General features: G+C 72.1%; 15 protein-coding genes. 3 read left to right on the top strand and 12 right to left on the bottom strand.

All coding sequences use genetic code 11. The annotated features are described in order from the left end of the window. Positions 1-8: 8 nt before the first annotated feature. The 12 genes from PE066_RS02655 to PE066_RS02710 form a co-directional block, all read right to left on the bottom strand. On the bottom strand, positions 9-1,055 hold the full coding sequence (locus PE066_RS02655) for a protein-glutamate methylesterase/protein-glutamine glutaminase (RefSeq protein WP_271235019.1): 1,047 nt from the start codon (positions 1,053-1,055) through the stop codon (positions 9-11). Further along, positions 1,052-1,657, bottom strand: a complete 606-nt coding sequence (gene cheD, locus PE066_RS02660; RefSeq protein ID WP_271235020.1) for a chemoreceptor glutamine deamidase CheD — start codon at positions 1,655-1,657, stop codon at positions 1,052-1,054. Before cheD ends, PE066_RS02655 begins: the two co-directional genes overlap by 4 nt. 2 nt (positions 1,658-1,659) lie before the next feature. After that, complete coding sequence (locus PE066_RS02665) at positions 1,660-2,478, bottom strand: CheR family methyltransferase (RefSeq protein WP_271235021.1); 819 nt, start codon at positions 2,476-2,478, stop codon at positions 1,660-1,662. Positions 2,479-2,486: 8 nt separating this feature from the next. Next, a complete protein-coding gene (locus PE066_RS02670) occupies positions 2,487-3,776 on the bottom strand; it encodes a methyl-accepting chemotaxis protein (RefSeq protein ID WP_271235022.1) in 1,290 nt (429 codons plus the stop codon). Between the two features lie 15 nt (positions 3,777-3,791). After that, a complete protein-coding gene (locus PE066_RS02675; protein WP_271235023.1) occupies positions 3,792-5,357 on the bottom strand; it encodes a methyl-accepting chemotaxis protein in 1,566 nt (521 codons plus the stop codon). An 11-nt stretch (positions 5,358-5,368) separates the two neighbouring features. Further along, positions 5,369-5,881: a chemotaxis protein CheW gene (locus PE066_RS02680; protein WP_440480566.1), complete on the bottom strand. Its 513-nt coding sequence runs from the start codon at positions 5,879-5,881 to the stop codon at positions 5,369-5,371. Between the two features lie 25 nt (positions 5,882-5,906). After that, complete coding sequence (locus PE066_RS02685; protein ID WP_271235024.1) at positions 5,907-8,030, bottom strand: chemotaxis protein CheA; 2,124 nt, start codon at positions 8,028-8,030, stop codon at positions 5,907-5,909. Between the two features lie 16 nt (positions 8,031-8,046). Next, on the bottom strand, positions 8,047-8,412 hold the full coding sequence (locus tag PE066_RS02690; RefSeq protein ID WP_271235025.1) for a response regulator: 366 nt from the start codon (positions 8,410-8,412) through the stop codon (positions 8,047-8,049). A gap of 8 nt (positions 8,413-8,420) precedes the next feature. Further along, positions 8,421-9,281: a response regulator gene (locus PE066_RS02695; protein WP_271235026.1), complete on the bottom strand. Its 861-nt coding sequence runs from the start codon at positions 9,279-9,281 to the stop codon at positions 8,421-8,423. Then, the gene (locus tag PE066_RS02700; protein WP_271235027.1) at positions 9,278-10,048 is read right to left on the bottom strand and encodes a serine/threonine-protein kinase; all 771 of its coding nucleotides are present in this window, start codon (positions 10,046-10,048) and stop codon (positions 9,278-9,280) included. The genes PE066_RS02695 and PE066_RS02700 overlap by 4 nt, the downstream gene beginning before the upstream one ends. Then, a complete protein-coding gene (locus PE066_RS02705; protein WP_271235028.1) occupies positions 10,045-11,664 on the bottom strand; it encodes a protein kinase domain-containing protein in 1,620 nt (539 codons plus the stop codon). Before PE066_RS02705 ends, PE066_RS02700 begins: the two co-directional genes overlap by 4 nt. Positions 11,665-12,054: 390 nt before the next feature. Beyond that, a complete protein-coding gene (locus PE066_RS02710; RefSeq protein WP_271235029.1) occupies positions 12,055-13,980 on the bottom strand; it encodes an FAD-binding monooxygenase in 1,926 nt (641 codons plus the stop codon). A gap of 170 nt (positions 13,981-14,150) precedes the next feature. On the opposite strand from PE066_RS02710, the gene PE066_RS02715 reads away from it, so the two are divergent. The 3 genes from PE066_RS02715 (at position 14,151) to PE066_RS02725 (ending at position 16,773) form a co-directional block, all read left to right on the top strand. Then, on the top strand, positions 14,151-14,618 hold the full coding sequence (locus PE066_RS02715; protein ID WP_271235030.1) for a MarR family winged helix-turn-helix transcriptional regulator: 468 nt from the start codon (positions 14,151-14,153) through the stop codon (positions 14,616-14,618). A gap of 238 nt (positions 14,619-14,856) precedes the next feature. Further along, a complete protein-coding gene (locus tag PE066_RS02720) occupies positions 14,857-15,411 on the top strand; it encodes a sugar O-acetyltransferase (protein ID WP_271235031.1) in 555 nt (184 codons plus the stop codon). A gap of 126 nt (positions 15,412-15,537) precedes the next feature. Beyond that, positions 15,538-16,773 carry an efflux RND transporter periplasmic adaptor subunit gene (locus PE066_RS02725; RefSeq protein WP_271235032.1) on the top strand — a complete coding sequence of 412 codons (1,236 nt, stop codon included), beginning with the start codon at positions 15,538-15,540 and terminating at the stop codon, positions 16,771-16,773. Positions 16,774-16,778: the final 5 nt, after the last annotated feature.

The following is a 16,778-nucleotide window of genomic DNA, read 5'->3' on the forward strand; positions in this document are numbered from 1 at the left end:
GACGCCGCTCAGGCCGCGCTGAGCGCCAGCAGCCGCCCGGCCACCTGCTCCAGGCCGACGACCTCCTGCGCCGCGCCCAACGCGATGGCCTGGCGCGGCATGCCGAACACCACGCTGCTGGCTTCGTCCTGGGCCAGCGTGGTGGCACCGGCGGCGCGCAGCGCCAGCATGGCTTCGGCGCCGTCGGCGCCCATGCCGGTGAGGATCAGCGCGATGCAGCGCGGCCCGGCGGCCTGCGCCAGCGAGCGGAACAGCGTATCGACCGAGGGGCGGTGCCGGTTGACCGGCGGGGCGTCGGACAGCCGCAGCCGCCAGGCGCCGGCGCTGCGCTGCACCAGCAGGTGGCGCCCGCCCGGGGCCACGTACACGCCGCCTTCGCACGCCACGTCGCCGTCGCGCGCCTCGCGCACGTCCAATGCGCAGATCGCGTCGAGCCGGCGGGCGAAGGTCTCGGTGAAGCCGGGCAGCATGTGCTGCGCGATCACGATCGGCGGCATGGTCGCCGGCAGCCCGGTGAGGATGTGGCGCAGCGCCTCGACGCCGCCGGTGGAGGCGCCGATGCCGATGATGCTGCCGCTGGCGGGCCGCGCGCCGGCGAGCACCGGGCGCACCGGCCGCAGCGGCGCCGGGTTGCCGCCTCCGGCGACCCAGCCGTGCCGCCCGACCTTCGCCTGCGCCGCCGCGCGGATCTTCTCGGCGATCTCCGGGCCGACCGCATCCAGCGCCTCGAACGAACCCGGCTTGGGGAAGAAATCGACCGCGCCCAGCTCCAGTGCCCGCAGCGTGGCCTCGGCGCCCTGGCGCGTGAGCGAGGACACCATCACCACCGGAATCGGCCGCACCGCCATCAGCTTGCGCAGGAACTCCAGCCCGTTCATGCGCGGCATCTCGACGTCGAGCGTGATCACGTCGGGCGGCGCGCGGCGGATGCGCTCGATCGCCAGCAGCGGATCGGACGCGACGCCCGCCAGTTCCATGTCGGGCTGGGCGCCGACCACGCGCCCGAGGAAGGCGCGCATCACGGCCGAATCGTCGATGACCAGGACCTTGATCATGCGGGCGGCTCGAACAGCTCGATCTCTCCGGCGCGCGGCTCGCGCGACAGCCGCGCCAGGTACGCGCGCTCCTCGCGCTGCAGTGCGTCGCCCGACTGCAGGTGCAGCCGGCGCATCTTCACGGTGCCCGTGTCGGGGAAGAAATGGATCTTGCGCGGCGCCACGCCCAGCAGGTCCTGCGCCAGCACGCGGATGTTTTCCTCGCGCAGGAATTCCAGCACGAACCGGCTGTTCATCGCGCCCACGTCCAGCGTCTCGAAGCCCTGCAGCACGCGGGCCCCGCCGAACACCTTGGCCACCAGCCGGCGGCGGTCGGCGCCGACGTGGATCATCTCGTTGATCAGCACTTCCATCGCGTAGACCCCCAGGCGCCCGGAGACCTCCCACGGGGCCGGCGCGGCGCCGGGCTGCCCCGGCAGCATGAAGTGGTTCATGCCGCCGATGCGCTCGACGGGATCCCACAGGCAGGTCGATACGCACGAGCCCAGCACGGTGGAGATCGAGCCCGGCCCGCGGCCGGCGTGGTACTGGCCGGGCAGGATCCGGACCGACTCGATCTGGAAGTCGCGGTCGAAGTAGCGCTGCGGCTGCGCGGCCGTCATGGTCAGCCGGGTCCGGTGAATTCGTACGCCGTGCGGCCGCAGGCGCGAAAGCGCGGATGGCCGGCCGGGAAGCTCTCGGCGTGGCCCACGGCCAGCAGCGCGCCGGGACGCAGCAGCCCGGCGAAGCGGCCGAGCAGGCGCTTTTGCGCTTCGCGGTCGAAATAGATCACCACGTTGCGGCAGAAGATCGCGTCGAAGGTGCCCAGCGCCGGCCAGGCCGGCGCCAGCAGGTTGAGCTGGGCGAAGCTGACCATCGGCCGCAGTTCGGGCCGCACGTTGACGCGCCCGGCATTGGGGCCGACCCCGCGCAGGAAGTGGGCGCGCAGGCGCTCCGGCGACAGGTGCGCCGCGCGCTCGTGCGGGTAGACGCCGGCCACGCCGGTGTCCAGCGCGTCGGTGTCGATGTCGGTGGCCAGCACCTCGCCCGGGCAGCCGGCCTCGCGCAGCGTCATCGCGATCGACCAGGCCTCCTCGCCGGTGGAGCTGGCCGAGCACCACACCCGCATGGGCTCGCGCCGCTGCTCGCGGTGGCGCAGCGCGCGCTCGCGCAGCAGCTCGAAGTGGTGCGGCTCGCGGAAGAACGCGGTGAGGTTGGTGGTGAGCGCGTTGACGAAGTCCTCGCGCTCGCCGGCCGGGTCGTCCTGCACCCGCTGCAGGTACTCGGCGAAGCTGGCCAGCCCGCGCGCGCGCAGCCGGCGCGACAGCCGGTTGTGCACCATGTAGCGCTTGTGCGGGCTGAGCTTGATGCCGGCGTACTCGGCGATCAGGCGGCAGGCGAGTTCGAACTCGGCTTCGCCCAGCAGCCCCTCCTCCACTGCCATGCCGCGCCCTAGAACTCTTCCCAGTCGGCGCCGCCGGCGGCGGGGCCCTTGCGGGTGGCCGGGGCGATGGCCGCGGCATAGGCCGGCGGCAAGGCGTTGGACGGCTGCGGCGCGCGCACCCGGATCGGCGGCGGCGCCGGCGATTGCGCCTCGGCCGGCACCGGCTGCAGCGGCGTGATCGACGCCTCCGGCGCGTTGCCGGTGCGGAAGCGCGACACCAGGACCTGCAGCGCCGTGGCCTGGTCCTTCAGCGACTCGGTGGCCGCGGCAGCCTCCTCCACCAGCGAGGCGTTCTGCTGCACCACCCGCTCCATCTGGGCGACGGCGCCGTTGACCTGGCCGATGCCGGCGCTCTGCTCCTGGCTGGCGGCGGCGATCTCGGCGATCAGGCTGCTGACCTTCTGCACCGACATCACCACGCCCACCATGGTGTGGCCGGCGGCGTCGACCCGGGTCGAGCCGGTCTGCACCTTCTGCTCGGAGTCGGCGATCAGGCCCTTGATCTCCTTGGCGGCGGCGGTGGTGCGGTGCGCCAGGTTGCGCACCTCGGCGGCGACCACCGCGAAGCCGCGGCCCTGCTCGCCGGCACGCGCCGCTTCCACCGCGGCGTTGAGCGCCAGGATGTTGGTCTGGAAGGCGATGCCGTCGATCACGCCGATGATGTCGCCGATGCGGCGCGAGGCATCCAGGATGTCGTCCATGGTGCGCACCACGTCGTCGACCGCCTCGCCGCCCTTGCGCGCGGTGTCGGCCGCGTCGGCCGCCAGCTTGCTGGCCTGGCGCGCGTTCTCGGCGTTGTTGGCCACGGTGGAGGTCAGCTCCTCGATCGAGCTGGCGGTCTCCTCCAGCGTGCTGGCCTGCTCCTCGGTGCGCTGCGACAGGTCCAGGTTGCCCTGGGCGATCTGCGAGCTGGTGTCGGCCACGGCGCCGGCGCCGCGCGCGACCTCGCCCACCAGCGTGCGCAGGCCGCCCACCATGGTCTCCAGGCTGCGCAGCATCCGCTGCGTCTCGCCATGCGAGCTGACCTCGACCCGCCCGGTGAGGTCGCCCTGGGCGACGCGCTCGATCACGTCGGCGGCACCGCGGATCGAGCGCAGGATGCCCTCGCGCACCTGCATGCGCAGCCAGACCGCCGCGACGGTGGCCAGCAGGATGACGGCACCCATGGTGGCGGCCGGCCCGAGGCCGGCGATGTCCACGCCGTACAGCCCGATGGCGGCCACCAGCAGCAGCGCGATGAACTGCACGAGCACCATGGCGCTGATCTTCGCGGCCACCGAAATTTCGGAGATCGACATGTCGGGCCCCTTTCCTCAGAGTTCCTGCCAGTTGCTGTCGGTGGGCGGCTCCTGCCGCACGCGGCTGGCCAGCCCCGGGTAGGCGCGCGCCAGCGCGGGCTTGGGCGGGCGCACCCGGATCGGCGGCGGTGCCGCCTGCACCGGCGCGCGCGCCGCCAGCGACTCGATCGCGGCCGCCGCATGCGCGTCGCCGATCCGGAAGCGCGAGATCGACTTCAGCAGCGCACCGGCCTGCTCCTTGAGCGACTCGGTGGCCGCGGTGGCTTGCTCCACCAGCGAGGCGTTCTGCTGCACCACCTGCTCCATCTGGGCGACGGCGGTGTTGACCTGGCCGATGCCGGCGCTCTGCTCCTGGCTGGCGGCGGCGATCTCGGCGATCAGGCCGCTGACCTTGCGCACCGAATCGACGATCTCCTGCATGGTGCGCCCGGCGGCATCGACCTGGCGCGTGCCGGCATCGACCTTCTGCACCGAGTCGCCGATCAGGCCCTTGATCTCCTTGGCGGCGGCGGCGCTGCGCTGGGCCAGCCCGCGCACTTCGGCGGCCACCACGGCGAAGCCGCGGCCCTGCTCGCCGGCGCGCGCCGCCTCCACCGCGGCGTTGAGCGCCAGGATGTTGGTCTGGAAGGCGATGCCGTCGATCACGCCGATGATGTCGCCGATGCGGCGCGAGGAGCCGGCGATGTCGTTCATGGTCGCGACCACCTGCGACACCGCCTGGCCGCCCTTGCGGGCGATCTCGGAGGCGTCGGCCGCGAGCTGGCTGGCCTGGCGCGCGTTGTCGGCGTTGTGGGCCACGGTGGAGGTCAGCTCCTCCATCGAGCTGGCGGTCTCCTCCAGCGTGCTGGCCTGCTCCTCGGTGCGCTGCGACAGGTCCAGGTGGCCCTGGGCGATCTGCGAGCTGGTGTCGGCCACGGTGCGGGCGCTGCGCTGCACTTCGCTGGCCAGCGTGCGCAGCTTCTGCGTCATGTCCTCCAGCGCGTCCGCCAGCTTGCGGGTATGGAACTGGTCCATGCCCTGGGCGGCGACCGTCAGGTCGCCGTCGGCCACCCGCCGCACCATGTGCACGGCATTGCGCAGCGGGCCGACGTTGGCGGCCCGGGTCCAGTCGCGGAACTTCCAGGCCAGCAGGCAGGCGGCGGCGAACACCAGACCGAGGATCACGGCGGCCTGCAGCAGCAGTTCATTGCTGTCCCTGGCCAGCCGGTCGTTCTCGCGCTGGGCGGCGATCAGCGCCTGGTCGCTCTTGCGGGCCGATTCGTCGGCCCGCTCGCGCAGGCCGTTGAGGTGGGCTTCGGCCGAAGCGCGCAGCGCGGCCGCTTCGCCGGGGTCCATGCCCGGCGCATCGGCGCGCTGCGGCGAGCGCTCGAACTCGGCCATCTCGCGGCGCAGGTAGTTCTCCTCGCCCTTGGCGCGGCCGGCGGCCATGCCGTGGTCGCGCACCAGGTTCATCGCGGCATCCGCATCGGCGCGAACCTGCTGGATGCCGTAGTAGCCGAGGCCGGCGGCGAGCGCGGTGGTGAACAGCAGCACGGCGATCAGCAGGTTCAGCATCGCGTCGGCGGTGAGCTTCTTCAGCATGGGCGGGTTCCTCAGTGCGTGGCGGCGTCCACCAGGGCCATGTCGGCCGAGGTCATCAGCTTCTCGATGTCCAGCAGGATCAGCAGTTCTTCCTCGACCGTCGCCAACCCGGTGATGTAGCGCGTGTCGAAGGTGGCGGAGGCGAACTCGGGCGTCGGCCGGATCGCCTCCTCGGGCAGCGCCAGCACGTCGGACACCGAATCGACCACCGCGCCGACCACCCGCGAGGCCACGTTCAGGATGATCACCACGGTGAATTCGTCGTAGTCGGCCTTGTCCAGCCGGAACTTCACCCGCAGGTCGAGGATGGGCACGATCACCCCGCGCAGGTTGATCACGCCCTTGATGAAGGCCGGCGAGTTGGCGATCGCGGTCGGCGGCTCCCAGCCGCGGATCTCCTGCACCTTCAGGATGTCGATGGCATAGGCCTCGGCTCCCAGGCGGAAGGTGAGGAACTCGCGCCGCTGCGCGGGCGCGGCCATGGCGCTGTCGCCGGGGTTGCGAAAGGGGGCGTGTGTCTGCATGGGTTGCGGCTCCGGGGTGCTGCGCTCAGGCGTGCGAGGCCTGGCGGCCGCTGCAACGGCGCACCAGGTGGCTCACGTCGAGGATCAGGGCGACCGAGCCGTCGCCCATGACGGTGGCGCCCGACAGGCCCGGCACGCGCCGGAAATTGGCCTCCAGGCTCTTGACCACGATCTGCTGCTGGCCGACCAGCTCGTCCACCACCAGGGCCACGCGCTGGCCTTCGGCTTCGACGATGACGGCGATGGTGTCGGCCGCTTCGGCCGGCTGCTGCGGCGGGAACAGGCGCGCCAGGTGCAGCACCGGCAGGTAGTCCTCGCGCACCCGCAGCATGTCGCCGTGGCCGGGCAGGCTGTGGATCTCGCCGGGCTGCACGCGCAGCGACTCGGCCACCGCCGACAGCGGCAGCACGTAGATCGCATTGCCGATGGCCACCGTCATCGCCTCGATGATGGCCAGCGTCAGCGGCACGCTGACGGTGACGGTGGTGCCCCAGCCGGCGGCTGACGACAGCTCGACCGTGCCGCCCAGCGCCTGGATGTTGCGACGGACCACGTCCATGCCGACCCCGCGGCCGGACAGCTCGGTCACCTGCTCGGCGGTGGAGAACCCCGGCATGAACACCAGCTGCCAGACCTGCGCGTCGCTGGCGTCGGCCGGCACCGGGATGCCGCGCCGGGCCGCCTGCGCCAGGATGCGCCGGCGGTCCAGCCCGCGGCCGTCGTCGCTGACCTCGATCACCACGTTGCCGCCGCGCTGGGTGGCGTGCAGGCGCAAGGTGCCCACCGGCGGCTTGCCGGCTTCGGCGCGCTCGTCGGGCGTTTCCAGCCCGTGGTCGACCGCGTTGCGCACCAGGTGGGTGAGCGGGTCCGAGATCTTCTCGATCAGGCCGCGGTCCAGCTCGGTGCTCTCGCCGCCGAAGCGCAGCTCGACCCGCTTGCCCAGGCGCGAGCCGAGCTCGTGCACCAGCCGCGGGAAGCGCGAGAACACATTGGAGATCGGCAGCATGCGGATCGCCAGCACCGCTTCCTGCAGGTTGCGCGTGTGGCGCGACAGGTCGGCCAGGCCGCCCTCGGAGAAACGGCCGTCGCCGCCCTCGCCCGCCAGATTGCTGCTGCGCGCCAGCATGGCTTCGGTGATCACCAGCTCGCCCACCAGGTTGACCAGCAGGTCGATCTTCTCGGTGGCCACCCGGATGTAGCCGGTGTCGGTGGCGGCCAGCCCGACCGGCTCGTGCAGGTCGGCGGCGGCCGGCTGCGCCGTGGCTGCCGGCTGCGGTGCCGTGGCTGGCTGCGGCGCCGGGGCAACCGCGGGTTCCGGCCGCTCGGACTCGGCGGGAGCGGCCGCCGCGCGCTTGCGGCGGAATTCGTCGGGATCGACGAACAGCTCGTCGCCCAGGTCGGCGCCTGCCACCGGGGCGGGGCTGGCGGCCTGTGCCTCGGCCGCCAGCGCGGGAGTCCCGGCGGGCTGGCGCGGCTCGATCGCCACCAGCTCCGGCGCCACCAGCAGCGCCAGCACGCTCTGCAAATCCATCGCCGTGCCTTCGAGCTCGACGTCGAAGGCGACGCTGCCGCCGGCCACGTTGTCGATCTGCGTCTCGCCCACGGTGCCCATCTCGGCCAGCCCGGCCAGCATCATCTCCAGCTCGGCATCGGCGATGGCCTCGGCCAGCGGCCCGAGCTGCACGCGGAAGGCCCGCCGCACCGGCCCCGGCAGGTCGCCCTGTGCGCCGGCGCGCGGGCGCGCCAGCTGGTCGCGCAGCAGCGCTTCCACCACCAAGGTCTCGGGCGCCTTGTCGGACAGCCCGCGGTGGCACAGCGCCTGCGCCTGCACCGCATCGCCGGCGCGCAGCAGCGCCTGCACGTCGGCGGCTTCCAGGGCGCGCTCCTGCTTGCGCAGGACGTCCAGCAGGTTCTCCTGCAGGTGGGCCAGCGCCGCCATGTCGTGGCAGCCCAGCATGGCGGCGCTGCCCTTGATCGAATGCACGGCGCGGAAGATCGCGTTCAGGTCGGCCTGCCAGTCGCCGTCCGCCTGTTCGGGCTGCAGCCGCAGCAGGATCGACTCGACCTGGGCCAGGTGCTCGTGCGTTTCCTCGAAGAAGATCTCGCGGTACGCGTTGGCGTCGCCGAAGGCGGTGGAGGGCTGGTTCATGGCCGCGCCTGGAGGGTCAAACGAACTTGCCTACGATGTCCAGCATGCGCTGGGGGTCGAACGGCTTGGCCATCCAGCCGGTGGCGCCGGCCTCGCGGCCCTTCTGCTTGAGCAGCGGATCGACCTCGGTGGACAGCACGATCAGCGCCACCGCGTCGTACTGCGGCAGCCGCCGCAGCTCGCGCACCAGCGTCACGCCGTCCATGACCGGCATGTTGTGGTCGGTCACGACCAGGTCGAACTGGCGCTGCTGCGCCAGTTGCAGCGCCTCGGCGCCGTCGCCCGCCTCCGACACCTCGTAGCCGGCGCCGGCCAGCACGGCCGACACCATCTTGCGCATGGAGCGCGTGTCGTCGACGACCAGGATGGACTTGCCTGTCATGGTCGTGCTCATTTGCGCGCCGCCCGCTCGGCCTGCTTGCGCCCGCTGGGCAGGAACTTGGCGATCACCTCCAGCAGGCGGTCTTCGTCCAGCGGCTTGGTGAGGTACTCGTCGCAGCCGGCCAGCGAGCCGCGCAGCTTGTCGAACGGCGAGCTGCGGCTGGTCAGCATGACCACCGCCGTCTTGCGGATCGCCTGCTTGTTCGACTTGATCAGCTTGCAGACCTGGTAGCCGTCGATGCCGGGCAGCACCACGTCGAGGAACACGCAGGTGTACTCGTGCGTGCCGGACAGGCCGATCGCCTCCTCGCCGGTCTCGGCGAAATCCACCTCGAAGCCGAACGGCGCCAGCTTGGCCTGCATGAAGGCGCGCACCGTGGCGTTGTCGTCGACCACCAGCACGGTGTCGCCCATCATCCGCTGGGCGGCGCCGGCTTGCGCCGCCGCCTGCGGCGAACTGGAACGCGATGCCCCCGGCAGGCTGCGGCGCAGGTGGGCGTGGGCATCGACCGGCGGCGCCACGAAGGGCGCGCCGTCGTCGCCGCCGGAGACCACGTCGTCCAGCGCCTGCAGCAGCCGGGCCCATTGCAGCGGGCGCGGCAGCACCGGGAAGTCGGTGCCCTGGGCGCTGGTGCCGATCAGCACCGAGGGCAGGCCGGCGCGCTTGTGCAGCGACCGGAACTCCTTCATGGCCTCGGGCTTGTCGGCGTCCACCAGGTAGACGTCGGGCGTGCGGCCGGGGGTGCCCGGCTCGAACTGGGCGAAGCCGGGGTCGCGCCGGGCCGCCAGCGCGAAGATGCTGGCCAGCATGGCGCGCTCGACGTCATTGAAGCCGATGACGTCGACGAGGTAGTGGTCGTTGGGATTCACGTTGCATTCCTGGTAAGCACCGCCTGCCCGTCGGGCAGGCGGTGGGCCGGGTCCTTGGCCATGAGGGCATCCAGCAGCGGCTGCCAGTGCGCGCGCTCGGCGCACAGCCGCGGCACCGGGGCGATCAGGTGCTGCGCCTGCAGCTCCGCCGGCGTCTCGCCCCCATAGGCCGGCCACCCGGTCAGCCACTCGTGCAGCAGCACGCCCAGGCTGTACACGTCGGCCGCCGGCGCGGCCGGCGCCCCCTGCGACTGCTCGGGCGCGGCGTAGCGCGGCGAGCCGACCACCGTACCGGGAGCCGGACCGGGCGTGCCGGCGGGCACGGCCTCGCCGAGGTCGGCCAGCACCAGCGAGCCGTCGGCGCGCCGCAGCAAATTGGCGGGCTTGAGGTCGCGATGCACCCAGCCGCGGCGGTGCAGGTGGGCCAGGGCGCCGCCCAGTTCGGCCAGCCAGCGGCGCACCTGGGCATCGGCGAAACCGCCGGCGGGCGGGGCAGGCAAGGCGCCGCCCTGCGCCCATTCGCTGGCCAGCCAGGGGCCCTGCGGGCCGCGGCCACAACCGAGCGGCCGCAGCAGGTGGGGATGCCGGAAGGTGGCGAGCAGCCGGTGCTCGCGCGCCAGGTCGGCGCCCGCGCACACCTTGACGGCGGCGGTGCGCCCCTGCGCGTCGAGGGCCCGGTACACGGTGGAGCGGCGGCCGCGGCCCAGCACCGCTTGCAGTTCCCAAGGACCGGCGAAGACGGCGGCTTGCACTTCCAGCGCGGTCATGCCTGCAACCGGTCGAGGTCGTCCAGCAGTTCGCCGGCCGAGGCGTAGCGCTGCTGCGGGTCCTTGGCCATCAGCCGGTCGAGCACCGGCTGCAGGTGCCGGTGCTGCGGCGGCAGCGCGGGCACCGGCGCCTCCACGTGCAGGCGCAGCAGGTCGTGGGTGGTGGTGGCGTGATAGGGCTTGTTGCCGGTGAGCATCTCGTAGGCCAGCACGCCCAGGCTGTACAGGTCGGAGCGGGCATCGACGCGGTGGCCCTGGGCCTGCTCCGGGCTCAGGTAGTAGGGCGTGCCCACCACTTCGCCGGCGCCGGTGTCGGTGATCAGCATGGAGACCTGCTTGGCCACGCCGAAGTCGGTGATGGCGACGATGCCGTCCTGCCGGACCATGATGTTGTCCGGCTTGAGGTCGCGGTGCACGATGTTGGCGTGGTGGATCGCCTCCAGCCCGGCGGCGATCTGGCGCAGGTAGTACAGCGCGATGGCCGGGTCCAGCAGGCGGCGGATGCGGCTGCGCAGGTCGCCCAGCGGGAAGTACTCCATCGCGATGTAGGCGCTGCCGGCCGAGAAGCCCTGGCGGAAGAAGTGCGCCACGTTCGGGTGGTCGATGCCCGAGAGCAGCGCGTATTCCTGCAGGAAGCGCTGCAGGCCGGCGTCGCCCTCGGGGCCGTCCATGCGCATCACCTTGAGCACCTGGGTCGGGCCGCCGCCCACCGGCTGCGCCAGGTAGACCGAGGCGTTGCCGCCCTCGCCGATCTTGCGCAGCACGCGGTAGTCCTCGATCAGCAGGTTGCCGCTGCCGGTGGGCGCGCCGGCGCTGGCGCGGGCGATCTGCTGGTTGAGCAGCAGCGACTCGCGCAGCATGGCGTAGTGGCTGGGCGGCGTGGTCGAACCGGCGCGAGCCACCAGGCCGCTGATCTCCGTGAGCTCCAGGAACGATTCGTCCGGCAGCCCGATGGTGGCGCTGCGCCCGCTCTCGACCCGGGTGCCGGCTGCCAGCCGGGTGCCGGCCGAGGCCACCAGGCCCCAGCGCAGGTCAGCGGCCACGCCCTCCAGCAGCCGGGCGATCTCCACCGCCTCGCCGGTGGCGTGCACCATGCGCTCGGCGTTGCTGGCGCGCGGCGTCACCTCGCCCGCCCCCAGGTGCACCCCCACTGCGATCCACAGCGGCGGCACGCCCGCGGCCTCCAGCTGCGGCCCGATCCGGGCCGCCAGCTGCATCGCCTCGTGCACCGTCAGGATGGCCGCGTGCAGGCCGCGCTTGGCATGGGTCGGCACCCGGTCCTTCGGGTTGTGCGTGAAGACGCACAGGATGGAGTCGGGCCGCCGCTGGGCGATCTCGCCGCCCAGCTTGAGTGCCGCCGACGACAGCATGCGCCGGGCTTCGTTGACGAAGGCGGTCAGCTCGGGGCCGGCCACGGTGGAGCAGGCCGCGGTGAAGTTGTGCAGGCGCGCGTACAGGAAGGTGCTGATGGCCCCCTCGTCGTCGGCCGGCCTCGGAGTCGGCGGCCGGCTTTCCTCGATGGCGGAGGGGTGGGACGGCGTGAACAGCGGCTCGAGCGGGGCCGCCTCGGTGGCCGGGAACTCAGCGCCGTCGGAGGAAAAGCGGCCGTGTCCCATCGTTCAGGCCGCCTCCCGTGCGCGCCAGGAAGAATGGGGAGGCCTGGGGAGCCGGTACTGCCGTTGGCACTGCATGGTCGATGGGGAGCGTGGTCACGATGACCGCCACGATGGATGAGGTTGGACTTGGGGCCCGTTGTACCTCAACAGCAGTCGACACGTCACCAGTTGTTACACCGAGCCGGATCGCATCCGCGACAGCCGGTCGCGCCGGGGCGACGCGCGGTCCGCCGGCGTGGGGCCAGCGAAATCCGGGACGTGCGGGCGCTGGGGGCCCTGCCCGCCGGAAGTTGGCGCAGCGGCTTGCAGCTCCACCCGACCGTTGCGCGGGACGCTCCGCGCAACGATCGGCGCGCGGACAGTTCGTTGCAGGCGTCCCTGCTCGTCGCATCAACCCGGCAGCATGAATCCCGCGAAGAACTCCGCCAGTTCGCCGTGCGCCTCCAGTGGCAGCACATGGGCGATGTACTGGTCGGGGCGCACCACGACCAGGGCGCCGCGGGCGCGATCGATGCCGCGCAGCTCGAAGATGTCCGGCCCGTCCTTGAGGTCCGGGCAGAAGACCTTCTCGTAGTCGACCAGGCCATGGCGGCCCTTGCGCGGCCGCAGCAGGCCGGGCATGGCGCCGATGTCGATCTCGCGATGGGACTGCTGGAAGATCGCCCGCAGGTCGAACACGGCGTCGATGTCCTGCCCCGGCCGGGTGAACCGGCGCACCGGCGAGTCCGGCGCTTCCTCCAGGAAGCGGCACAGGCCACGCACGCCGCCGGCGCCGTCCAGCGCCGCGTCCCGGTCGCCGGCGAAGGCATACAGGCGCCAGCGGCCGTCGGCCTTGCCCACATGCCCCAGGTGCAGCGGCCGGGCGTCCGTGATCCGCACCACCGGCGCCGAGTGGAAGCGGGTGCCGATCACGAAGCCGGTGGCCAGCGCCTGGTGGGTGGCCTCGCCGCAGATGACCGACGGCTTGTAGTGCGTTCCCATGCCGGCGGTGAAGCGGCCGTGCTGCTCGAAGTAGGTCTGGAAGGCCTTGGGGTCCACGCCGCCGGCCTCGCCGCCGGCGCCTTCCTTGGCGCGGTCGCTGAACATCTTGGCCCACTCGCGGTCGAAGTCGATCAGCTCCTGGGCCACGACCTGGCGCTCCTCCGAATAGGTCCGCAGCAGCTCGGGCGCACACTGCCCCTGCAGCACCGCCGCCAGCTTCCAGCCCAGGTTGAACGTGTCCTGCATGGAGAAGTTCATGCCCTGCCCGGCCTTCGGGCTGTGGGTGTGGCAGGCGTCGCCGGCGATGAACACCCGCGGCAGCTGCGCGCCGGCTTCCTGCGCCGGCACGTCGTCGTACTTGTCGCAAATGCGCTGGCCGATCTCGTAGACCGACCACCACGGGACCTCCTTCACGTCCAGCGTGTAGGGATGCAGGATGCGCTGCGCCGCGGCGACGAGCTTGTCGATCGTGATGTTGCGGCTGGCGACGCGCTCCTCCTCGCCCAGCTTGTCCATCTCCACGTACAGGCGCACCAGGTAGCCGCCCTCGCGCGGGATCACCAGCAGGTTGCCGTGCTCGGACTGGACGGCCGACTTGAAGCGGATGTCCGGGAAGTCGGTCACCGCCAGCACGTCCATCACGCCCCACGCCTGGTTGGCCGAGTCGCCCACCAGCTGCCGTCCGATCGCCCTGCGCACCGCGCTGCGCGCGCCGTCGCAGCCGACCACGTAGCGCGCCCTCACGGTCTCGACCTGGCCCGCATGGGCGGCGTCGGTGCGCTCCATCCGCACCGTGACGGGGTACGCCACGTCGCCGCTGTCCACCGCCACGTCCAGCACGCGGCGGGCATAGTGCGGCTCCAGCCGGCTGGGCGACTGGCGCATGACGTCGAGGTAGAAATCGTGCACCCGCGCCTGGTTCAGCACCACGTGCGGGAACTCGGACAAGCCGTCCTCGGTGTCCTGCACGCGGCCATGCCTCATGATGTTGCCGGGCTGCTGGCCGTCGGGCTTCCAGAACGTGACCTCGTTGATCCAGCAGGCTTCCTTCAGCACCCGCTCGGCGAAGTTGAAGGCCTCGAACATCTCCATGGTGCGGCAGGCGATGCCGTCGGCCTGGCCGAGCTGCAACGGCCCGTCCTTCTGCTCGACGATGCAGGTGCGGATGTCGGGGAAGGCCGACAGTTGCGCGGCCAGCGTCAGGCCCGCGGGGCCGCAGCCGACAATCAGGACATCGACCTCGGCCGGCGCGGCATCGGTGTGCGGCCGCGCTTGCGGCGCAGCCTGGGCCACGTGGGGATCTCCGGGGAGGAAGCCATTCAGGTGGAATTGCATGGGTCTACTCTGATTCGGGTGTGGGTCGATGGGCCGTCGCGGGCGCCGCAGCCGGTCGCTCCGATCGGCTGGACCGACCGGCAGGCGCCCCGCGATGATCAGCATGATAATAATCAGCATGCGATCTAATCTCGAACCAATCGAATACGGGTAATCCCGGAGCTGACCCCATGACCGAGCCTTGGAAGAACCTGGACCTGACGAACCTGCCGGGGCACTTCGCCCGGCGCGTCCACCAGCTCGCTTGCGCCCTGTACACGCAGGAAGTCGGCGACCTGGGCCTGACCCCCGTCCAGTATTCGTCGCTGCAGACGGTCTGCAACCAGCCCGGCATCGACCAGAAGACGCTGGCGAACAGCGTCGGCTACGACACCTCGACCATCGCCGGCGTCATCGACCGGCTGGAGGCGCGCGGGCTGGTGGTGCGCAACGTCTCGCCCAGCGACCGCCGGGCGCGGCTGATCACGCCCACGGACAAGGGCATCGAGGTGCTGGCGGGCGTCGTTCCGCGCATGCTCCGGTCGCAGGAGCGCCTGCTGGAGCCGCTGGCCAAGGCCGAACGCAAGGAGTTCATCCGGCTGATGAAGGTGCTGGTCGATGCCAATGCGGAGTTGAGCAACATCCCCAGCCGGGAGTGAAACCCGCCGGTGCCCCGCCGCTTTCGCCGTGCCCGCAGGCAGGCGAGTGTCGGCGAGCGGCTACAGGCGCCTGCCGCACGCCCCTACCCCGCCCGGCGGCGAGCGGCGGCACAGTCGCCGCATGTTCCTGTTCTTCTCCAACAAGCTGGGCTGGATCGGCTCCATCGGGGTCTCGCTCGTCGGCACCATCCTGTTGTTCCTGCTGCTGGCGTGGATCTTCTGAAGGCAGGGGTCGGCGATGGCGTCCGAGCGCGAACGCATGCTGGCCGGCGAGCTGTACGACGCCGGTGATCCTGAACTGGTGGCCGCGCGCCACCGCGCCCGCGAGCTCTGCATCGAGCTGAATGCCAGCCTGCAGGTCGGCGCGCCCGGCCGGCGCGAGCTGCTGCAGCGCCTGTTCGCGCGCGGCGGCGACAGCGCGCTGGTGCAGCCGCCGTTCTTCTGCGACTACGGCTTCAACATCGAGCTCGGCGAGCGCGTGTACTTCAACTTCAACTGCGTGGTGCTGGACATCTGCCGGGTGCGCATCGGCGCTCGCACGCTGTTCGGCCCGGCGGTGCAGGTCTGCGCGGCGCTGCACCCGATGGACGCCATCGAGCGCCGCACCCTCGAGTACGGCCGGCCGATCGAGATCGGCTCGGACGTCTGGGTCGGCGCCGGCGCCCTGATCCTGCCCGGCGTGCGCATCGGCGACGGCGCCGTCATCGGCGCCGGCAGCGTGGTGACGCGGGACATTCCGGACGGGCAGCTTGCAGCCGGCAACCCGTGCCGCGTGCTGCGGCCTGCCACATAGCCGGGCCGGACGCGAGCGCCCCGCGCAAAGACCTCAGGCATTCCAAAGCCCATCGGCGCAGGCGCCTGACGCGCGTCAAAACCGGTTCGTATACTGGTCGGCTTTTGCCCCGCCCGCCGGCACACCATGCCCTTGTCGCGCCCCCTCCTGCTTGCCCCCGTCCTCGCCGCCCTCCTGCTAGCCGCCTGCGGCCAGTCCAAGAACAACGCTGCCGCCGCGCCCCCCGGCGGCATGCCGCCGCCCGAAGTCGGCGTGGTGACGGTGCAGCCGCGCGACATCGGCCTGGTGACGGAACTGCCCGGCCGGCTGGAGGCATCGCGCGTCGCGCAGGTCCGCGCGCGCGCCGCCGGCATCGTGCAGGAGCGGCTGTTCCGCGAGGGCAGCGACGTCAAGGCCGGCCAGCCGCTGTTCCGCATCGACGCCTCGCCCTACGAGGCGGCGCTGGCCAGCGCCCAGGCGACGCTGGCGCGCGGCCAGGCCAACCTGGGCCAGGCCAAGGCGCTGGCCGAACGCTACCGCCCGCTGGTGGAAGCCAATGCGATCAGCAAGCAGGAATACGCCAATGCCGTGGCGGCGCAGAAATCCGCCGAGGCGGAAGTGGCCGCCGGCGAAGCGGCGGTGAAGGTCGCCCGCATCAACCTCGGGTACGCGCTGGTGAACGCGCCGATCTCCGGCCGCATCGGCCGCGCGCTGGTGACCGAGGGCGCGCTGGTCGGCCAGGGCGAGGCCACGCCGCTGGCGATGATCCAGCAGATCAACCCGCTGTACGTGAACATCACCCAGTCCTCGAGCGAGGTGCTGAACCTGCGCCGCGCGCTGGAACAGGGCCGGCTCAAGCGCGCCGGCGCCGAGGCCGCGCCGGTCAAGGTGGTGCTGGAGGACGGCAGCGCCTATCCGCAGCCGGGCCGGCTGCTGTTCGCCGACCTGCAGGTGGACCCGGCCACCGGCAACGTCTCGCTGCGCGCGGAAGTGCCCAACGCCCGGGGTTTGCTGCTGCCCGGCATGTACGTGCGCGTGCAATTGGAGCAGGCCACCGCCAGCAACGCGGTGCTGCTGCCGCAGCAGGCCGTCACGCGGTCGCAGCAGGGCGACAGCGTAATGGTGGTGGCGCCGGACGGCCAGGTGGCGCCGCGCCCGATCAAGGTCGGCGGCTCGCAGAACGGCCAATGGGTGGTGCTCGACGGCCTCAAGCCCGGCGAGCAGGTGATGGTCGACGGCTTCATGAAGCTGCGGCCCGGCAGCCCCGTCAAGCCGGTGCCGTGGAGCAACGGCAAGCCCGCCGCCGCGGCGGCGCCAGCCGCTTCCGCCGCCTCGGCGCCCGCCCGCACTGCTTCTTCGGCCGCTTCCGCGCCCGGCAACTGACCGGG

Source organism: Ramlibacter tataouinensis (assembly GCF_027941915.1).
Classification (GTDB): Bacteria; Pseudomonadota; Gammaproteobacteria; order Burkholderiales; family Burkholderiaceae_C; genus Ramlibacter; species Ramlibacter tataouinensis_C.

Coding starts and splice junctions, on each gene's coding strand:
- PE066_RS02655 (WP_271235019.1), bottom strand. CDS start 1,055: ATGATCAAGGTCCTGGTCATCGACGATTCGGCCGTGATGCGCGCCTTC.
- cheD (WP_271235020.1), bottom strand. CDS start 1,657: ATGACGGCCGCGCAGCCGCAGCGCTACTTCGACCGCGACTTCCAGATC.
- PE066_RS02665 (WP_271235021.1), bottom strand. CDS start 2,478: ATGGCAGTGGAGGAGGGGCTGCTGGGCGAAGCCGAGTTCGAACTCGCC.
- PE066_RS02670 (WP_271235022.1), bottom strand. CDS start 3,776: ATGTCGATCTCCGAAATTTCGGTGGCCGCGAAGATCAGCGCCATGGTG.
- PE066_RS02675 (WP_271235023.1), bottom strand. CDS start 5,357: ATGCTGAAGAAGCTCACCGCCGACGCGATGCTGAACCTGCTGATCGCC.
- PE066_RS02680 (WP_440480566.1), bottom strand. CDS start 5,881: ATGCAGACACACGCCCCCTTTCGCAACCCCGGCGACAGCGCCATGGCC.
- PE066_RS02685 (WP_271235024.1), bottom strand. CDS start 8,030: ATGAACCAGCCCTCCACCGCCTTCGGCGACGCCAACGCGTACCGCGAG.
- PE066_RS02690 (WP_271235025.1), bottom strand. CDS start 8,412: ATGACAGGCAAGTCCATCCTGGTCGTCGACGACACGCGCTCCATGCGC.
- PE066_RS02700 (WP_271235027.1), bottom strand. CDS start 10,048: ATGACCGCGCTGGAAGTGCAAGCCGCCGTCTTCGCCGGTCCTTGGGAA.
- PE066_RS02705 (WP_271235028.1), bottom strand. CDS start 11,664: ATGGGACACGGCCGCTTTTCCTCCGACGGCGCTGAGTTCCCGGCCACC.
- PE066_RS02710 (WP_271235029.1), bottom strand. CDS start 13,980: ATGCAATTCCACCTGAATGGCTTCCTCCCCGGAGATCCCCACGTGGCC.
- PE066_RS02715 (WP_271235030.1), top strand. CDS start 14,151: ATGACCGAGCCTTGGAAGAACCTGGACCTGACGAACCTGCCGGGGCAC.
- PE066_RS02720 (WP_271235031.1), top strand. CDS start 14,857: ATGGCGTCCGAGCGCGAACGCATGCTGGCCGGCGAGCTGTACGACGCC.
- PE066_RS02725 (WP_271235032.1), top strand. CDS start 15,538: ATGCCCTTGTCGCGCCCCCTCCTGCTTGCCCCCGTCCTCGCCGCCCTC.